Origin of the sequence: Micromonospora sp. S-DT3-3-22 (genome assembly GCF_015354745.1) — a bacterium.
Lineage (GTDB): Bacteria > Actinomycetota > Actinomycetes > Mycobacteriales > Micromonosporaceae > Micromonospora > Micromonospora wenchangensis.
On record NZ_JACGMO010000146.1, the window covers coordinates 1 to 18,486 of the forward strand.

The window sequence follows — 18,486 nt, forward strand, 5'->3', positions numbered from 1 at the left end:
CAGGCCGGCCCGCCCCGGCTCAGGCCGGCCCGCCCCGGCTCAGGCCGGCCCGCCCCGGCTCAGGCCGGCCCGCCCCGGAACAAGGCGGCCCGCCCCGGAACAAGGCGGGCCGGCCAACCCCGGATCAGGGCGGGCCGGCCCGAAATGGGGCTGCGGTGGCTCAGCGGCCCTGGAGCGCGTCCAGGCCGATGGCCATGGCAATCACCAGTCGCCTGTCGATCTGCGGGTGCGGCACCTCGACGACGTAACGGTCCCGCAGGCCCCACTTCTTGATCACCGAGAAGACCGGCTGACCACCGGCGGTGAAGTCGAAGTGGTACGGCAGCCACGACAGCGAGTCGACGAACCGGCGGAGCAGCGCGACCGGCATGCTGCGCTCCTGGCCGGTGATCGGCGGCAGGCCGGCCTGCTCGACGTGCCAGGTCGAGCGGAGCAGCGACTGGGCGAAGTCCTTGCGGAACAGCCCGATCGGTGTGCCGGCGTGGTCGGTCACGTCGTACGTGGCACCGAGGTCGAGCCGCTGACGGGCCTTGAAACCGAGCAGCGGGTGCTGCTTGGAGTCGTCGGAGTAGATGGTGACCTGCTCCTTGAAGGCGAGCCGCTTCTGCTGCGCGAACGCCAGCAACTCGCCCTCGGTGCCGTCCGCCGCCACCGCCCGGACCTCGTACTGGTTGACCATCATCCGAATGCGCTGCCGGACGTGGAACTGGTGCTGTGCCTGCAAACTGTCCAACTGCATGAGAACTCCTCCGAAGGGTGCGCCGGAGTCTCGCACAACCCCACGGTCAGCGCCCGCCGTCGGCCGCCCCCGTCAGTGCCGCCGTCGCCGGTCGGCCCCCGCCGGTCAGCGCCCGCCGTTGGCCATCGGCCACCCCGTCGGCGCCCGCCGTTGCCGGTCGGCCGCCGCCGTCAGCGTCCGTCGGCGGTCGCCTTGAGCGCCCAGGTGTTGAGCACCTGGTGGATGCCCCGCAGCCGCTCGTTGATCTGGTCGAGGCGTTCCGCCTGGGCCAGGCTGGCCAGGGCGGCACCCAGCGCGATCAACTGGTCGGGGGTGAGATTGTCCTGGTCGATCGTGTAGAGCAGGTCGACGGTCTCGGCGATGGTGTCGGCCACGGCTTCTCCTCCGGGTCGGCATGAACGGCGGGGTGGGCGCTGGGAGGGCACTTTCGATTATCGATGGAAGCGCTCCCATGCATCAATGCCCAGATGTCGTTCCGCTCAAGCACGATCCCGGGAGTCAATGGCGGCCACCCCACGACGCGACCGCCGGCCGGGTCTCCGTCACCTGTCGGCCGGGCCCGGCTGGGCGGGCGCGGCGGCGACTGCGGACAGGTTGGCCAGGACCACGTCGAGGACCCGGACCGCGCCCGACTTGGACAGCGGGTTGTTGCCGTTGCCGCACTTCGGGGACTGGACGCAGGACGGGCAGCCCGACTCGCAGCCGCACTCGACGACGGCGTCCCGGGTCGCGCCCAGCCAGGCCGCCGCCGTCCGGTAGGCCCGCTCGGCGAAGCCGGCCCCGCCGGGGTGGCCGTCGTAGACGAACACGGTGGGCGCCTCGGTGTCCGGGTGCAGGGCGGTGGACAGCCCGCCGATGTCCCACCGGTCGCAGGTGGCCATCAGCGGCAGCAACCCGATCGCGGCGTGCTCGGCGGCGTGCAGGGCTCCGGGCACGTCCGCCGGCTCGACGCCGGCCGCCGCCAGCGACTGCGGGGAGAGCGTGAACCAGACCGCGACGGTCCGCAGCTCCCGGGCCGGCAGGTCCAGCGGGCGGGTGTCGATCACCTCGCCGGAGGCGATCCGGCGACGCTGGTACGAGACCACCTGACTGGTGACGTCCACCTCGCCGAGGAAAAGCCCTACCGGTCCGGCGTCCCGGTAGGAGCGGACCGACACCACCGAGAGCGAGGTGACGTCCCGGGCGTGGGTGGACCAGTCCGGCTCCTCGGCGTGGACCAGCGCGCACCCGTCGTCGAGGTCCAACGCGTCGACCACGTACGAGACGCCCTGGTGCAGGTAGACCGCCCCGGGGTGGACGAGGAAGTGCGCCGACCCGCCGTCGACGGTGCCGAGCAGCCGCCCGGTGGACGCCTCCACCACGCAGACCGGTGCGCCGCCCTCGCCGCGCAGGTCGATCTCGGGGCGTTCCCGGTGCCGCCAGTACCAGCCGGTGGGCCGCTGCCGCAGGTCACCGGCCTGCACCAGCTCGTCGACGGCCTCCTTCGCCCCGTCGCCGAACAGTTCCAGGTCGGCCGGGGTGAGCGGGGACTCGGCGGCGGCGCAGGCGAGCTGCGGGGTGAGCACGTACGGGTTGGCCGGGTCGAGCACCGTCGCCTCGACCGGGCGGCCGAACAGCGCCTCCGGGTGGTGCACCAGGTAGGTGTCGAGCGGGTCGTCCCGGGCCACCAGCACGGCGAGCGCCTCGTCCCCGGAGCGCCCGGCCCGGCCGGCCTGCTGCCACAGCGACGCCCGGGTGCCCGGCCAGCCGCAGATCAGCACCGCGTCCAGCCCGACCAGGTCGACGCCGAGTTCCAGCGCGTTGGTGGAGGCCAGCCCCAGCAGGTCGCCGTGGAGCAGGGCCCGTTCCAGTTTCCGGCGTTCCTCCTTGAGGTAGCCGGCCCGGTAGGCGGCCACCCGGTCGCCGAGGCCGGGCACCGCCTCGTCCAGCGCCCGGCGGGCGTTCGCGGCGACCACCTCCGCGCCGCGTCGGGACCGGACGAAGGCGAGCGTGCGTACCCCCTCGGCGACGGTGTCGGCGAGCAGGTCGGCGGTCTCCCGCAGCGCCGACCGGCGGACCTGGGTCAGGTCGTCGGCGACGGCCTCGACGTCGGCGGGCGGCGGCAGCAGCGGCGGTTCCCAGAGCGCGAAGGTGACCCCGCCGCGCGGTGAGGTGTCCTCGGTGACGGCGGTGACGGGCACGCCGGTGAGCCGCCCGGCGGTCGCCGCCGGGTCACCCGACGTCGCCGACGCGAGCAGGAACACGGGGGTACGGCCGAACTGGGCGCACCGGCGGCGCAGCCGTCGCAGCACGTGCGCCACGTGCGAGCCGAAGACGCCCCGGTAGGTGTGGCACTCGTCGACGACCACGTACGTCAGCCGGCGCAGGAATCCCGACCAGTGGGTGTGGCCGGGGAGGAGGCCGTGGTGCAGCATGTCCGGGTTGGTGAGCACGAACCGGGAGTGCCGGCGGATCCACTCCCGTTCGGTGCGCGGGGTGTCCCCGTCGTAGGTGGCGGGGCGTACCCCGTCGAGGTCGAGGCCGGCGACGGCGCGGAGCTGGTCGGCGGCCAGCGCCTTGGTGGGGGCCAGGTAGAGCACCGTGGCCCGGGGGTCGGCCAGCAGCGTGGCCAGCGTCGGGAGCTGGTACGCCAGGGACTTGCCGGACGCGGTGCCGGTGGCCACGACGACGTGCCGCCCGGCGTACGCCAGCTCGGCGGCCTCGGCCTGGTGCCGCCACGGGGCGAGTACGCCGCGCCGGGCGAACGCCGCCCGCAGTTCCTCGGGGGCCCACTGCGGCCAGGGGGCCTGCTGCCCGGCGCGGGCCGGCACCCGCTCGACGTGGGTGACCGGGTCGACCGGATGGCGGGTGCGCAGCCGGTGCAGCAGCTCGGCCGGGCCTCGCCCGGTGCCGGGGCCTGCGGTCGCGGTGGCTGCGGGGTTCACGTCCTGCACTCTCGCACTGGTGTTCGGTGCTGAACAACCGGGCCGGTGGGTATGGAGGAGCCGCCGCCGGTGACCTCGCCGGGCCGTCCGGCGGGGATGGTTAGATGCCCAGGAGAGTTTACGGCTCTCGGAGGAGGACTGATGGAGCTGTCGCTGGCGACCCGCACCGTGGGGGAGCACACGGTGCTCGAGGTCGGCGGTGAGGTGGACGTCTACACCGCACCCCGACTGCGCGAACGGCTCCTGGAGTTGATCGACGGTGGCGCCCGGCGGGTGGTCGTCGACCTGGGTCGGGTCGACTTCCTCGACTCCACGGGTCTGGGTGTGCTGGTCGGCGCCCTGAAGCGGTTGCGGTCGGCCGGGGGTTCGTTCGCCCTGGTCTGCGACAAGGAGCCGCTGCTGAAGATCTTCCGGATCACCGCCCTGGACCAGGTCTTCCCCCTGCACCCGACGGTGGACGCGGCGATCGCCGCCGACCCCACCGGCTCCGGCGCGTGATGGCGACGGTCCGGCTCTCCTTCTCGCCGGCGCCGGTGCACGTCCGCACCGCCCGTCTGGTCGGTGTGGCGGTGGCCCGCCGGGCCGGGGTCCGGGAGGATCTGCTCGACGAGGTGCGGTTGGCCATCGGCGAGGCGTGCACCCGGGCGGTCGCCCTGCACCACCAGTACGGGCTGACCGATCCGGTGCTCGTGGAGATGTCCGACTCCGGAGCGTATTCGGTGCGGGTGGTGGACCGGGCGCCGATCGAGGCGGGGCTGGGCCTGGCCGCGTTGAACGCCGACGAGTTGGCCAACGAGGCGTTGACCGACGAGGCGCTGACCACCGGCGTGGGCTTCGCACTGCTCGCCGGTTTCGTGGAGGACCTCCAGGTGCGGCCGGTGGCCGAGGGGATCGGGACCGAGGTCCGGATGGTGTGGCCGGTCGGCCGCTGATCATCACTGTGCGTATGCGAGGCCGTGACCCTTGGTGGGTCGCGGCCTCGTGGTGTCGATGGCCTCCTATATCAGATTTTTCCTCATAACACAGTTACAGAGATCATCCGGACACGGTGTCCCCCAGGTGTGACCTCCAACACTGGCCGGGGCTACAGTCTGTGGGTTGTCAGTACGTGATCGTTCCCGCAGCCAGCGGATATGGATGTTGATCATCTTCCGTCGGGGCGGGTCGGAGCACGTGCGCCACCGCATCCAGGCGTCGGTCATACGTCCACTGGCCGGCGCGACAGTGTTCGGTACAGGAGGACATAGATGTCCGGGACCTTGGCCGCCGAAGGCGGCGCGCTGTCCCTCACCGGAGAGAACGTGACGTACGTCGTCATCGCCGCGGTCATCGCGCTGGTGGCACTCGTCTTCGCCGCCGCCTTGACCAAGGCCGTGCTGGCAGCCGGTAAGGGCACCACCAACATGCAGGAGATCTCCGGCGCGGTGCAGGAGGGCGCCTCCGCCTATCTGCTCCGGCAGTTCAGGACGTTGGTGATCTTCGTGGTCGTCGCCGTCGTGCTGCTCTTCCTGCTGCCGGTGCACGACACCGACGGCAGCGAACTGGCGGTGAAGATCGGCCGATCGGCGTTCTTCGTGGTCGGCGCCCTGTTCAGCGCGTTCATCGGTGGGGCCGGGATGTGGCTGGCCACCCGGGCCAACCTGCGGGTCGCCGCCGCCGCCCGGGAGGCGGCCGGCGGCCGGGAAGCCGCCATGAAGATCGCCTTCCGCACCGGTGGCGTGGTCGGCTTCCTCACCGTCGGCCTCGGCCTGTTCGGCGCGGCGCTGGTGGTCATGCTGTTCAAGGGCGACGCGCCGACCGTGCTGGAGGGCTTCGGCTTCGGTGCCGCCCTGCTCGCCATGTTCATGCGGGTCGGCGGCGGCATCTTCACCAAGGCCGCCGACGTCGGTGCCGACCTCGTCGGCAAGGTCGAGCAGGGCATCCCCGAGGACGACCCGCGTAACGCCGCCACCATCGCCGACAACGTGGGCGACAACGTCGGCGACTGCGCCGGCATGGCCGCCGACCTCTTCGAGTCGTACGCGGTGACGCTGGTCGCCGCGCTGATCCTCGGCCGCGCCGCGTTCGGCGAGGACGGCCTGGTCTTCCCGCTGATCATCTCCACCATCGGGGTGCTCATCGCCATCGTCGGGGTCTTCATCACCCGGCTGCGCACCTCCGACCGCAACGGCCTGACCGCCATCAACCGGGCGTTCTACCTCTCCGCCGTGCTCTCCGCGGTGCTGGTCGCGGTCGCCGCCTTCCTCTACCTCCCGGCCAGCTTCGGCGAGCTGGAGGGCGGGCTCACCGACGTCGACCAGAACCCCCGGGTGGTCGCCATCGGCGCGGTCGTCATCGGCATCGTGCTGGCCGCCGCCATCCAGGCGCTGACCGGCTACTTCACCGAGACCAACCGGCGTCCGGTGCAGGACATCGGCAAGAGCTCGCAGACCGGCCCGGCCACCGTCATCCTCGCCGGCATCAGCGTCGGCCTGGAGTCGGCGGTCTACTCGGCCCTGCTGATCGGTGCCGGGGTCTTCGGCGCGTTCCTGCTCGGCGGCAGCTCCATCACCCTGTCGCTGTTCGCGGTCGCGCTGGCCGGCACCGGCCTGCTCACCACGGTCGGCGTGATCGTCGCGATGGACACCTTCGGCCCGATCTCCGACAACGCGCAGGGCGTGGCCGAGATGTCCGGCGACATCGACGAGAACGGCGCGCGGATCCTCACCGAGCTGGACGCGGTCGGCAACACCACCAAGGCGATCACCAAGGGCATCGCGATCGCCACCGCCGTCCTCGCGGCCACCGCGCTGTTCGGCTCGTACACCGACACGCTGAGCACCGCCTACTCCGACGCGGGCGTCGGTGACGTCGGCAACGAGATCCTCAACGCGCTCAACGTCGCCAACCCGCGCAACCTGGTCGGCCTGATCATCGGCGCGGCGGTGGTCTTCCTCTTCTCCGGGCTGGCCATCAACGCGGTGTCCCGCTCGGCGGGCGCGGTGGTGATGGAGGTCCGCCGGCAGTTCCGTGAGCTGCCCGGCATCATGGACGGCACCCAGCGTCCCGAGTACGGCAAGGTCGTCGACATCTGCACCCGGGACGCGCAGCGCGAGCTGATGACCCCCGGCCTGCTGGCCATCCTCGCCCCGATCGCGGTCGGCTTCGGCCTCGGCCCCGGCGCGCTGGCCTCCTACCTGGCCGGGGCGATCGGGGCGGGCACCCTGATGGCGGTCTTCCTGTCCAACTCCGGTGGCGCGTGGGACAACGCCAAGAAGCTCGTCGAGGACGGCGCGTACGGCGGCAAGGGCTCCGAGTCGCACGCCGCGACGGTCATCGGGGACACCGTCGGTGACCCGTTCAAGGACACCGCCGGCCCGGCGATCAACCCGCTGATCAAGGTGATGAACCTGGTCTCGCTGCTGATCGCGCCCGCCGTGGTGGCCTGGAGCGTCGGCGACGACCGGAACACCCCGTTGCGCCTGGCGATCGCGGTGGTCGCCACCCTGATCGTGGTCGCGGCCGTGGTGTTCAGCAAGCGCAAGGGCGTCGCCATGGACTCCACCCCGGACGGTGGCGGCACCGGCACGGGCAACGACCCGAAGCAGGCCGAACCGGCCAACGCCTGAGTCACGGCGCAGCGGGTCCCCGGTCCTGCGGGGGCCCGCTGCGCCGGGCGGTGCGCCCGAAACCTGACCGCTGGCGCAATCGCCCGGAGGCCGTACGCTGCAACGCATGCGTACGTGTCGGGCGGGTGACGCCGGGAAGCTCACGGTGGTCCTCGTCACGGTCGTACTCGTCGTGGCCGGGTGCGGCGGCGGGCCCAGCCCCCGGGCCTGGGCGGCGTCGGTCTGCGAGGCGCTCACCCCGTGGCGGGCCGAGATCAGCAAACTCACCAGCAGCACCCACCAGCAGATGACCGCGCAGACCACCCCGGCGCAGGCGAAGGAGAACCTGGTGCGGCTCTTCGGCGGCGCCGAACAGGCGAGCGAGACGGCCCGCCGCCAGATCGCCGACGCGGGCATCCCGGAGACCGACCACGGCGACGAGGTGTCGAAGGGGTTCCGCACCTCCCTGGCGAAGATCAGGGACGCCTACGGCCGCGCCGGGGACACCATCGACGCCCTGGACACCACGCGGGCCGCCGCCTTCTACGACGGTGTCCAGGCCGCGGTCGACACGCTCAACCAGGAGTACGACGCGAGCGCGCTGGACACCGGGCGGCTCAACTCGACAGAACTCAAACAGGCCTTCGACGAGGTTCCGGAGTGTCGCTGAGGCGTGCCGACCCGCCCGGGGAACCGGGGCGTCAGCTGTCGCTGTTCGGCACCGAGGCGGCCGATCCGTCCGTCGCCGACCTGGCCGGGCTGCTCGCCGGCCCGGGGGAGGTGCACCGGATGGGCCGTACCGCGCGGTTGTCGGTCGGGGTGGACGCGGCCTGGCGGGTGCACGTGCTCGTCGACGAGCTGGCCCGGCGGGGACTCGCGGCGGGCTGGGAGCCGACCGGGGAACAGCGTTACGTCGTGCGTACCCCGTACCTCACCACGCTGGCGCCGTTGGCGACGGCCTGGCTGGCCGGCGGGGTCAAGCGACCACCGCCCCGGTTCCACCTGCACGGCCGGCGGTTGCGGCTGTGGCTGGCCGCCGCCGGTGCGGCCGACGACGCCGGGCTGCTGTTGCGCCTCGACCGGCGGGACGAGCCGTGGTGGCCGGTGGTGCGGGCGGCGCTCGCCGTGGTGGGCCTGCCGGCGGCGCTGCTGGAGGTGGAGGCGGGTGGCCCGGCCTACCGGATCGGCGGCCGGCGGCTGGCCCGGCTGGCCGAGCTGGTCGGCGACCGACCACCGACCGCCCCCGCCGACCTCTGGCCGTGACCCCCGGCCGGCGGGCGGGCCGTGATCGACACGACGGGGGCGACGGTGCGGTGTCGGAGCGACCGGGATGCCGCGACCTCGGCCCACCGGCAGGTGCCCGATCAAGGACGGCATCGCGGACAGTATGCTGGTCGTCTCACTCCGTGAACACCCGGGTTCGCCCAGGTCGGAGGGCCGGCGTCGTCACCATGGCCCACTTCGGGGCCTACCCACGGTGTACGGTGGCGCCGTCCGGTCACTGAGGCCGCGCGGCGCCGGCGGTGCCGCCGCGCGGACGCTGTTTGCCGCCCCCGGGACCCGGAACCAGGGCGGCGCGTTACGTTGGACATCCGGACCGACGGTGGTCCGGCGGGCGCAACACGGCCCGAAACGGGCCTGGAGCAGGAGCGAGGTCGGGGAGAGACGTGCCGAGCAGAGCTGGAACCACCCGTCTGGTCATCGTCGAGTCACCGGCGAAGGCCAAGACGATCTCGGGCTACCTCGGCCCGGGGTACGTCGTGGAGGCCAGCTTCGGCCACGTCCGGGACCTGCCCCGCAACGCCGCCGACGTGCCCGCCAAGTACAAGGGCGAGCCGTGGGCCCGGCTGGGGGTGGACGTCGACAACGGCTTCCACGCCCTCTACGTCGTCTCGGCCGACCGGAAGCAGCAGATCAGCAAGCTGGTGAAGCTGGCCAAGGAGGTCGACGAGATCTTCCTGGCCACGGACGAGGACCGCGAGGGCGAGGCGATCGCCTGGCACCTGGTGGAGACCCTCAAGCCCAAGGTGCCGGTCAAGCGGATGGTCTTCCACGAGATCACCAAGCCGGCCATCCAGGCGGCGGTGGCGAACCCCCGGGAGATCGACCGGGATCTGGTCGACGCCCAGGAGGCCCGCCGCATCCTCGACCGGCTCTACGGCTACGAGGTCTCCCCGGTGCTGTGGAAGAAGGTCATGCCGAGGCTGTCGGCGGGCCGGGTGCAGTCCGTGGCGACCCGGATCGTGGTCGAGCGGGAACGCCAGCGGATGGCCTTCCGCACCGCGGAGTACTGGGACATCCTCGCCACCCTCGCGGTGGCGAAGCCGGGCGAGGGCCCGCGCACCTTCAACGCCACCCTGGTCGCCCTCAACGGTGACCGGGTCGCCACCGGTAAGGACTTCGAGCCGACCACCGGCCGGGTGCGGCCCGGCGCGGGCGTGGTGCACCTCGACGAGAGCGGGGCGCGCGGCCTGGCGGCCCGCCTCGACGGGCGGCCGTTCACCGTCACCCGGGTCGAGGAGAAGCCCTACCGCCGCCGCCCGTACGCGCCGTTCATCACCTCCACCCTCCAGCAGGAGGCGGCCCGCAAGCTGCGGTTCTCGTCGCAGCAGACGATGCGCACCGCGCAGCGGCTCTACGAGAACGGCTACATCACCTACATGCGTACCGACTCGGTGAACCTCTCCGAGACGGCCATCGCGGCGGCCCGCCGGCAGATCGTCGAGCTGTACGGCGAGCGCAGCGTGCCACCGGAGCCGCGTCGCTACACCGGCAAGGTGAAGAACGCCCAGGAGGCGCACGAGGCGATCCGCCCGGCGGGCGACAACTTCCGCACCCCGGGCGACGTGGCCAAGGAGCTGTCCGGCGAGGAGTTCAAGCTCTACGAGCTGATCTGGCGGCGCACCATCGCCTCGCAGATGACCGACGCGGTCGGCTCCAGCGTGTCGGTGCGCATCCGGGCGGTCTCCGTCGCCCAGGAGGAGGCCGACTTCGGCGCCACCGGCAAGACCATCACCGACCCGGGCTTCCTGCGCGCGTACGTCGAGTCCAGCGACGACGAGAACGCCGAGGCCGAGGACGCCGAGCGTCGGCTGCCCACCCTGGTCAAGGACCAGCCGCTGACCGCCGACGAGTTGGCCGCGCAGGGCCACCACACCCAGCCGCCGTCGCGCTACACCGAGGCGTCGCTGGTCAAGGCGCTGGAGGAACTGGGCATCGGTCGCCCGTCGACGTACGCGTCGATCATGCAGACGATCCAGGACCGGGGCTACGTCACCAAGCGCGGCCAGGCGATGATCCCGACGTTCCTGGCGTTCGCGGTGATCGGGCTGATGGAACGGCACTACCCGCGTCTGATCGACTACGACTTCACCGCCAGCATGGAAAACGAGCTGGACGAGATCGCCGGGGGCGACCACGCCGCCGTCGACTTCCTCACCGCGTTCTACTTCGGCAGCAGCAACGGCACCGGTGACCAGGCCATCGCCCACGCGGGCGGGTTGAAGAAACTGGTCACCGAGAACCTCAGCGAGATCGACGCGCGCAGCGTCAACTCGATCCCGCTGCACACCGATGACGAGGGGCGCGAGGTCGTCGTCCGGGTCGGCCGGTTCGGGCCGTACCTGCAACGGGCCCTGCCCGGCGAGCAGCCGACGCCGAAGGCCGACGGCGAGGAGGGCGGCAGCCAGGGCGACCGGGCGCCGATCCCGGAGGGGCTGGCCCCCGACGAGCTGACCCCGGAGAAGGTGCACGAGCTGTTCCTCGGCGGGGGCGGCGAGCGCAAGCTCGGCGACGACCCGGCCACCGGGGAACCGATCGTGCTCAAGTCCGGCCGGTTCGGCCCGTACGTCGCGAGCGGCGAGCGGAAGTCGTCGCTGCTGCGCACGCAGACGCCGGACTCGCTCACCCTCGACGAGGCGTTGAAGCTGCTCAGCCTGCCCCGGGTGATCGGGGTCGCCCCGGACGGTGCCGAGGTCGTCGCCAACAACGGCCGCTACGGCCCGTACGTCAAGCGCGGTGACGAGTTCCGCTCGCTGGACTCGGAAGACAAGATGTTCACCGTCACCCTCGACGAGGCGCTGGCGCTGCTGGCCGCCCCGAAGACCCGCCAGCGTCGGGCCGCCGCGCCCCCGCTGCGCGAGATGGGCGTCGACCCGCTGACCGAGAAGCCACTGGTGATCAAGGACGGCCGGTTCGGGCCGTACGTCACCGACGGGGAGTTCAACGCGTCGCTGCGGCGCGGGCAGACCCCGGAGGAACTGACCATCGAGCAGGCGTCGGAGATGCTGGCCGAGAAGCGGGCCAAGGGACCGGCCCCGAAGAAGGCGGCGAAGAAGGCCCCTGCCAAGAAGGCTCCCGCCAAGAAGGCCACGGCGACGAAGACCACCGCCGCGGCCAAGAAGACCGCCGCCGCGAAGTCCGCCGCCGCGAAGCGGACCACCACCGCCACGGCCACCACGGCGAAGAAGGCCCCCGCCAAGAAGGCCACCCCCCGCAAGGCCACCACCGCCGCCGAGTAACCCGTCCGCCGGCCGGCACGGCGGGAAACTGCCCGTTCTGCCGGGTCGTTCCCCGCCGGGATCGTCGTGCCGGTGGGTCAGGGGCCGAGGATGTGGTCGAGGTGGGGGTTGGTGAGGACCCGGCCGGGGTCGAGGCGGGCCCGGAGGTCCTGGAAGTCGGCGAACCTCGGGTACGCGGTCGCCAGCGAGGCCGCGTCCCGGTAGTGCAGCTTGCCCCAGTGGGGTCGGCCGCCCAGCCCGGCAGCAACCTCCTCGAAGGCCCGGAAGTACGGCTCGTAGGGCATGCCGACGTACTGGTGGACGGCGAGGTAGGCGGAGTCGCGGCCGTAGCCGTGGGACAGCCAGATGTCGTCGGCGGCGGTGAACCGCACCTCGACCGGGAAGAGCACCTTGAACGGCAGCCGGTCGACGAGTTGGCGCAGTTCCGCCAGCGCCTGCGGGAGGGCGGCGCGCGGGATGCCGTACTCCATCTCCACGAAGCGGACCCGGCGCGGGGTGCAGAAGACGGTGTCGGAGCGGCCGGTGTAGGTGCGTTCGGTGAGCGCGCGGGCGGAGACCGCGCTGATGGTGGGCACCAGCGTCGGTACGGCCCGACCCAGCCGGCAGGCCCCGGCGAAGACGGTGTTGGCGAGGAAGTCGTCGTCCAGCCAGCCCCGCCAGCGGGGCAGCGGCCGGTCGTCGGCGGGCACCCGGTCGTTGGTCTTGAGCTGCACCCGGTCGGTGTACGGGAACCAGTAGAACTCGACGTGGTCGTGCCGGCCGATGAGCCCGGACAGGTCGCCCAGCACCTCGTCGAGCGGGGCGGGGCGTTCGTGTGCGCGCAGGGTGAACGCGTCGACGCAGCGCAGGGTGACCTCGACGAGCACGCCGAGCGCCCCCAGGCCGACCCGGGCGGCGGCGAAGATGTCCGGGTGCTCGTCGGCCGAGCAGTGCAGCACCTCGCCGGTGCCGGTGACCAGGGTGAGCGCCTCGACGAAGGTGGACAGGCAGCCGTACGCGGCACCGGTGCCGTGGGTGCCGGTGGAGATCGCCCCGGCGATGGTCTGTGCGTCGATGTCGCCCAGGTTGGGCATGGCCAGGCCGTGCCCGGCGAGCAGCGCGTTGAGCGCCCGCAGGGTCGTCCCGGCGGGCACGGTGACCAGCCGGGCGTCCCGGTCGACCCGGACGCCGGTGTCGAGGGCGGACAATTCCATCCGCCGGCCGTCCGCCAGGGCGATCGGGGTGAACGAGTGGCCGCTGCCGACCACCCTGATCCGCTCGCCCGCGCCTGCCGCGTCCAGGACCGCCTCGGCTATGTCCTCGACGGTGGTAGGGCGCAGGATGGCGGTGGCGACGCTGCGTTGGTTGCCCGCCCAGTTGGACCAAGCGGTGGTGGTACCGGCCATCGGCGCTCCTCGACATGAACGTGAACTGACTTCATATCAGGAACGTTGTGCCTGGTAAATACCGCAATCGAGGTCCGCTCGTTGTACCGGTAGTCACGGTCTCGTGACATGTGGATATGTTCTTCCGTCGAAGGGGGGTGGCGTCGAGTGTCCACACCAGCCGCCACGACCGGGCCGCTGCGCCGCGTTCCGGTGCAGGGTCGAAGTGTCGCGCGCGTCCAACGGATGTTGGACGCCTGTGCCGAGCTCGTCGACGAGGTGGGGTACGAGGGGTTGACCACCACGTTGCTCGCCGAGCGGGCCGAGGTGGCGATCGGGTCGGTCTACCAGTTCTTCCCGGACAAGCGGGCGATAGTGCAGGCGTTGACGCTGCGCACCATGGAGTCCTACCTCCAGCGGCTCGACGAGCGCTTCGCCTCCGACGACCTGACCCACTGGTGGGACGGCGTCGACGCGGGCATCGACGAGTACATCTCGATGCACCGTACGGTCCCGGGCTTCCGGACCCTGCACTTCGGCGACGTCGTCGACCTGCACCTGCTCGACGAGCAGCGGGACAACAACGGGGTGATCGCCGACCAGTTGGCCCGGGTGCTCACCGAGCGGTTCGGCATGGCCGACGAGCCGCGCCTGCGGTTCTGCCTGGAGATCGCCGTCGAGGCCGCCGACGCCCTGATCAAGCTGGCGTTCCGCCGCAAGCAGGAGGGCGACGAGCGGGTCCTCGCCGAGGCCAAGGCGCTCATCCGGGAGTACCTGCACCGCCACGTCGAGGCTCCGGCCGAACCCGCCGCCCAGCCCTGACCGGCCGACCCCCGGCCCGGCGCCGGCCGAGGGGTGGGGGTTGTCAGAGGAAGGCGTGGCCCTCGCCCCGGTAGGTGGGCACCGTGGCGACCACGCTGTCCCCGTCGACCAGGTGCAGGTCGTTGACCCGTTCGCAGAGTTCGCCGGCCTTGGCGTGCCGGAACCACACCCGGTCGCCGACCCGCAGGGCGGCTGCGGCGGCACCGGTGAGCGGGGTCTGCACCTCACCCGCGCCCTCGGTGCCGACCAGTTCCAGCCCGGCCGGCAGCCACGGCCGAGGCAGCCGGCTCGTCGCCGCCGGTCCGGAGGCGATCCAACCGCCGCCGAGCACGGTGGCGATCTCCGGCGTCGGCCGGCGGACCACCGAGCAGGCGAAGAACGCCGCCGGGGTCGGCCGCCAGGCCCGGTAGGCGTCGAACAGCGTCGGGCCGTACAGCCCCGAGCCGGCGGTGACCTCGGTGACCGAGGGGTCGGCGCTGGTGGCGGCCACGCTGCCGGTGCCGCCGCCGTTGACGAACTCCAGGTCGGCGTGTTCGCGGACGGCGGCGACCGCCGCACCCCGCCGGGCCAGCAGTTCCCGGTACGACCCGCGCTGGGCGATCCGGATCGCGGCGCTGAGCGCGGCCTGTCCGGGCGGGGCGTCCCCGAGCCCGGCGATCTGTGCCTCGTACGACATCAGGCCGACCAGCCGGAAGCCGGCCCGGCGGGCGACGGCGGCGGCGAGCGCGCCGGCGGCCCGGGCGCTGTGCACCGGCGAGCGGCGGACCCCGACGTGCACCCGGCCGCGCAGGGGTCGCCAGGAGGCGTCGAGGTCGAGGCAGACCCGGAGTTCGGGGCGGCGGCCCGGGGCGCACACCGCGTCGATCAGGTCGAGCTGCTCGGTGCTGTCGATCATGAGGGTGACCGCTGCGGCGAGCTGCGGATCACCGGCCAGGGCGGCGAGCGCCCCCCGGTCGGCGGTGGGGTACGCCACCAGCGCGTCGCCGGTCGCGCCGGAGCGGACCAGCCAGTTCGCCTCGGCCAGGGTGAACGCCATCACGCCGGCCCAGCCGGCCTGCCCGAGCGCCCGGTCGAGCAGGTCGCGGGAGCGGATCGACTTGCTGGCGGCGCGGACCGGCTTGCCGCTGCTGCGGGCGGCCAGCGCGGCGGCGTTGGCGTCGAAGGCGGTGAGGTCCACCACGGCGTAGGGCGGGTCGAGGTGGGCGGTCGCCTTGTCGAGGCGTTCGCGCAGGGTGTCGCTGTCGATGGCCACGAATGCACGCTAACTGTCCGGACGGCAATGCGAAATACCCTCACGTCCTACCGGGCTGCGGTCGGTGGCATCCGCGGCCTAGGCTCGGCGAGCAGGAGAATGTCGCCGGTGGGGAGGCTTCCACCGGGTCTAGAGTGTTGCACCGGGACTGCCCAGTGTTGGGCCGGCGCGTGGAGGTACGGCCATCGAAAGCCAGCAGAACGGCGAGTCGTCCGGCGCGTCGTCGTCCGGCCCCGCCGGAGCCGCCGCCCAGACCGACCGGTCCGGAGCTGCGGCGATCCGGTCGGTACTGCGCATCCGGCCGTTCCGGCGGCTCTGGATCGTGCTCGGCGCAGCCTCCTTCGGCGACTGGCTCGGCCTGCTCGCCACCTCCGTCTTCGCCGCCGCGCAGGTCTCCGGCAGCACCGCCCAGGGGGCCGTGTTCGGTGGCGTGATCGCGATCCGGCTGCTCCCGGCGCTGGTACTCGGGCCGGTGGCCGGCGTGCTCGCCGACCGGTTCGACAGGCGCTGGACGATGGTCATCTGCGACCTGCTGCGGTTCCTGCTGTTCGCCTCGATCCCGCTGGTCGCGCTGCTCGGCGTCCGGGGCGGCGTAGTGGTCACCTGGGCGGCGGTCGCCACCTTCCTGATCGAGTCGATCACCCTGCTCTGGATTCCGGCCAAGGAGGCCGCGGTCCCCAACCTCATCCCGCGCGCCCGGCTGGAGACGGCCAACCAGCTCACCCTGATCACCACGTACGGCCTGACCCCGGTCGCCGCCGCGATCGCCCTGGCGGTGCTGGACCGCAGCGTGCGCGGGGTCACCGGCGGCGAGATGCCGAGCTGGGCCGAGCCCGCCCAGCTCGCCCTCTGGTTCAACGCCCTCTCCCGGCTCGCCACCGCGCTGGTGGTGGCCTTCGGCATCAAGGAGATCAGCCAGGCCCAGGCCCGGGAACGCGACGAGCGCGCCGAGCAGGGCATGTTCAGCCAGTTCACCGAAGGCTGGAAGTTCATCGGCCAGACCCCGCTGGTCCGGGGCCTGGTGCTCGGCATCTTCGGCGCGTTCGCCGGCGGCGGCATCGTGATCGGCACCGCCAAGTTCTTCGCCGCCTCGCTCGGGGCCGGCGACGCCGCGTTCTACATGCTGTTCGGCGCGATCTTCATCGGCCTGGCGGTCGGCATCGGCCTCGGCCCGATGATCGTGCGGGACATGTCCCGCCGCCGCTGGTTCGGCATGAGCATCGTGCTGGCCAGCGCCTCCGTGCTGGTGCTGGCCTTCGCCATCCACCTGTCGATGGCCATCCTCGGCGCGATCATGGTCGGTGCGGGCGCCGGCATGGCCTTCCTCGCCGGCACCACGCTGCTCGGCGGCGAGGTCGCCGACGAGGTACGCGGCCGGGTCTTCGCCGTGGTGCAGATCGGCACCCGGCTGGTGCTGATCCTGGCGATCGCGCTGAGCAGCCTGCTGGTCGGGGTCGGCGGCTCGCGTCAGCTCACCATCGCCGACCTCGGCATCTCGGTCTCCTCCACCCGGCTGCTGCTGCTCGCCGCCGGCCTGGCCGGCATCTTCGCCGGAATCAGCGCGTTCGGGCAGATGGACGACAAGAAGGGCGTGCCGGTCCTGGCCGACCTGTGGGGCTCGATGCGCGGCCGGCCGCTGATGCCGGCCGAGCCGTTCGTCTCCAACGGGCTCTTCGTGGTCTTCGAGGGCGGTGAGGGGGCCGGCAAGTCCACCCAACTGGAGGTGCTCGCCGCCCGCCTGCGCGAGCAGGGCCGGGACGTGGTGGTGACCCGGGAGCCGGGCGCCACGGCGGTGGGCGAGCGGATCAGGGCCCTGGTACTTGAGGATTCCGGCGCGGACGCCCCCTCCCCGCGCGCCGAGGCGCTGCTGTACGCCGCCGACCGGGCCCACCACGTCGCCACCGTGGTCCGCCCCGCGCTGATCCGGGGCGCGGTGGTGATCAGCGACAGGTACGTCGACTCGTCCCTGGCCTACCAGGGCGCGGGTCGTACGCTGCCGGTCGACGAGGTGTCCTGGCTCTCCTCCTGGGCCACCGGTGGGCTCAAGCCCGACCTGGTGGTGCTGCTCGACGTCGACCCGCGTACCGGCCTGTCCCGGGCCGCCGCCCGCAACCAGGGGGCCGACCGGCTGGAGGCCGAGTCCGTGGCCTTCCACGAGCGGGTCCGCTACGCCTTCCTCGACCTCGCGGCCAACGACCCGAAGCGTTACCTGGTGCTCGACGCGTCCCGCCCGGTCGACGAGATCGCCGGCCTGGTCGGCCGCCGGGTGCAGGAGTTCCTGGTGGACCCGGCCGGCATCGTGCACCCGCGCCCGGCGCACGGGCCGGACACCTCGGTCCAGCCCGAGTTATCCGACACGGAGCTGGTGGGGATGGAGCACCGGACCTGATGCCGGACGTCTTCGCCGATCTGGTCGGCCAGGACGACGCGGTCGGCACCCTGCGCCGGGCCGCCGCGTCGGCTGCCGCCGTGCTGCGCGCCGCCCACCTCCCGGCACCCTCCGCCACCGCCGACCCGGACGACGACCTGGCCGCCCTGGCCGAGGCCGACGAGGGGGCCGCCGCCGGGGGGACCGCCACGGCCGTCGACCCGGGGGCCGGGATGACCCACGCCTGGATCTTCACCGGCCCGCCCGGTTCCGGTCGGTCGGTGGCCGCCCGCGCCTTCGCCGCCGCCCTCCAGTGCGTGCACGGCACCGGCTGCGGCGTCTGCCCCGGCTGCCACACCACGCTCGCCGGCACGCACGCCGACGTCCGGCTGGTGGCCCCCGAGGGGCTCTCCATCGGCGTCGGCGAGATGCGCGCCCTGGTGCTGCGGGCGGCGAGCACCCCGTCCGGCGGGCGTTGGCAGGTGGTGATCATCGAGGACGCCGACCGGCTCACCGAGGCGGCCGGCAACGCGCTGCTCAAGGCGGTCGAGGAGCCGCCTCCCCGGACGGTCTTCCTGCTCTGCGCCCCGTCCACCCACCCGGAGGACGTGTCGGTGACGATCCGGTCGCGGTGTCGGGTCGTACCGCTGCGGCAGCCCTCGGCGGTGGCGGTCGCCGACGTGCTGGTCCGGCGGGACGGCATCGCGCCCGACGTGGCGCAGTGGGCGGCCGCCGCCGCACAGGGGCACGTGGGTCGGGCCCGGCGGCTGGCCCGCGACCCCGAGGCGCGTCAGCGCCGGGACGCCGTGCTGGCGGTGCCGCGCCGGCTGACCGGGGTGGGCACCGCGCTGGACGCGGCGTCGGCGCTCATCGAGGCGGCCGAGGCGGAGGCGGCGGCCTCGGTGGCGGA

Annotated in this window: 14 protein-coding genes; 9 read left to right on the forward strand and 5 right to left on the reverse strand. The window is 72.8% G+C overall.

The genetic code is table 11. From position 1 onward, the window contains the following. Positions 1–160 precede the first annotated feature (160 nt). From H1A17_RS29560 to H1A17_RS29570, 3 genes are all read right to left on the reverse strand, one after another. Complete coding sequence (locus H1A17_RS29560; RefSeq protein ID WP_194823428.1) at positions 161–739, reverse strand: hypothetical protein; 579 nt, start codon at positions 737–739, stop codon at positions 161–163. A gap of 170 nt (positions 740–909) precedes the next feature. Further along, complete coding sequence (locus H1A17_RS29565; RefSeq protein ID WP_088643464.1) at positions 910–1,113, reverse strand: hypothetical protein; 204 nt, start codon at positions 1,111–1,113, stop codon at positions 910–912. A gap of 168 nt (positions 1,114–1,281) precedes the next feature. Next, on the reverse strand, positions 1,282–3,672 hold the full coding sequence (locus H1A17_RS29570) for a DEAD/DEAH box helicase (protein ID WP_309236899.1): 2,391 nt from the start codon (positions 3,670–3,672) through the stop codon (positions 1,282–1,284). 132 nt (positions 3,673–3,804) lie between these two features. Between H1A17_RS29570 and H1A17_RS29575 the strand changes: the two genes are divergently transcribed. From H1A17_RS29575 to topA, 6 genes are all read left to right on the forward strand, one after another. Further along, a complete protein-coding gene (locus H1A17_RS29575) occupies positions 3,805–4,161 on the forward strand; it encodes an STAS domain-containing protein (protein WP_145917498.1) in 357 nt (118 codons plus the stop codon). Then, entirely contained in the window at positions 4,161–4,595 is a 435-nt protein-coding gene (locus H1A17_RS29580; protein WP_145922524.1) for an ATP-binding protein, read from the forward strand. Before H1A17_RS29575 ends, H1A17_RS29580 begins: the two co-directional genes overlap by 1 nt. A gap of 315 nt (positions 4,596–4,910) precedes the next feature. Continuing rightward, positions 4,911–7,271 (forward strand): sodium-translocating pyrophosphatase, encoded by a 2,361-nt coding sequence (locus H1A17_RS29585; RefSeq protein WP_194823430.1) that lies wholly within the window; start codon positions 4,911–4,913, stop codon positions 7,269–7,271. Between the two features lie 106 nt (positions 7,272–7,377). Next, on the forward strand, positions 7,378–7,920 hold the full coding sequence (locus H1A17_RS29590) for a hypothetical protein (RefSeq protein ID WP_145917500.1): 543 nt from the start codon (positions 7,378–7,380) through the stop codon (positions 7,918–7,920). Beyond that, entirely contained in the window at positions 7,911–8,513 is a 603-nt protein-coding gene (locus H1A17_RS29595; RefSeq protein ID WP_370516981.1) for a hypothetical protein, read from the forward strand. The genes H1A17_RS29590 and H1A17_RS29595 overlap by 10 nt, the downstream gene beginning before the upstream one ends. 404 nt (positions 8,514–8,917) lie before the next feature. Next, positions 8,918–11,770 (forward strand): type I DNA topoisomerase, encoded by a 2,853-nt coding sequence (gene topA, locus H1A17_RS29600; protein WP_145917501.1) that lies wholly within the window; start codon positions 8,918–8,920, stop codon positions 11,768–11,770. Between the two features lie 77 nt (positions 11,771–11,847). Here the strand turns inward: topA and H1A17_RS29605 are convergent, their stop codons facing one another. Continuing rightward, positions 11,848–13,155 carry a D-arabinono-1,4-lactone oxidase gene (locus tag H1A17_RS29605; RefSeq protein ID WP_194823431.1) on the reverse strand — a complete coding sequence of 436 codons (1,308 nt, stop codon included), beginning with the start codon at positions 13,153–13,155 and terminating at the stop codon, positions 11,848–11,850. Between the two features lie 147 nt (positions 13,156–13,302). Here H1A17_RS29605 and H1A17_RS29610 point away from each other — a divergent pair, with 147 nt between their 5' ends. Further along, complete coding sequence (locus H1A17_RS29610) at positions 13,303–13,956, forward strand: TetR family transcriptional regulator (protein ID WP_370516982.1); 654 nt, start codon at positions 13,303–13,305, stop codon at positions 13,954–13,956. Positions 13,957–13,999: 43 nt separating this feature from the next. Here the strand turns inward: H1A17_RS29610 and H1A17_RS29615 are convergent, their stop codons facing one another. After that, a complete protein-coding gene (locus H1A17_RS29615; protein ID WP_194823432.1) occupies positions 14,000–15,208 on the reverse strand; it encodes an amino acid deaminase/aldolase in 1,209 nt (402 codons plus the stop codon). A 277-nt stretch (positions 15,209–15,485) separates the two neighbouring features. Here H1A17_RS29615 and tmk point away from each other — a divergent pair, with 277 nt between their 5' ends. Both tmk and H1A17_RS29625 read left to right on the forward strand, forming a co-directional pair. Next, positions 15,486–17,597 (forward strand): dTMP kinase, encoded by a 2,112-nt coding sequence (gene tmk, locus H1A17_RS29620; protein WP_375372846.1) that lies wholly within the window; start codon positions 15,486–15,488, stop codon positions 17,595–17,597. Continuing rightward, the coding region (locus H1A17_RS29625) for a DNA polymerase III subunit delta' (protein ID WP_194823433.1) at positions 17,597–18,486 on the forward strand (890 nt) is incomplete at its 3' end. The genes tmk and H1A17_RS29625, both read left to right, overlap by 1 nt.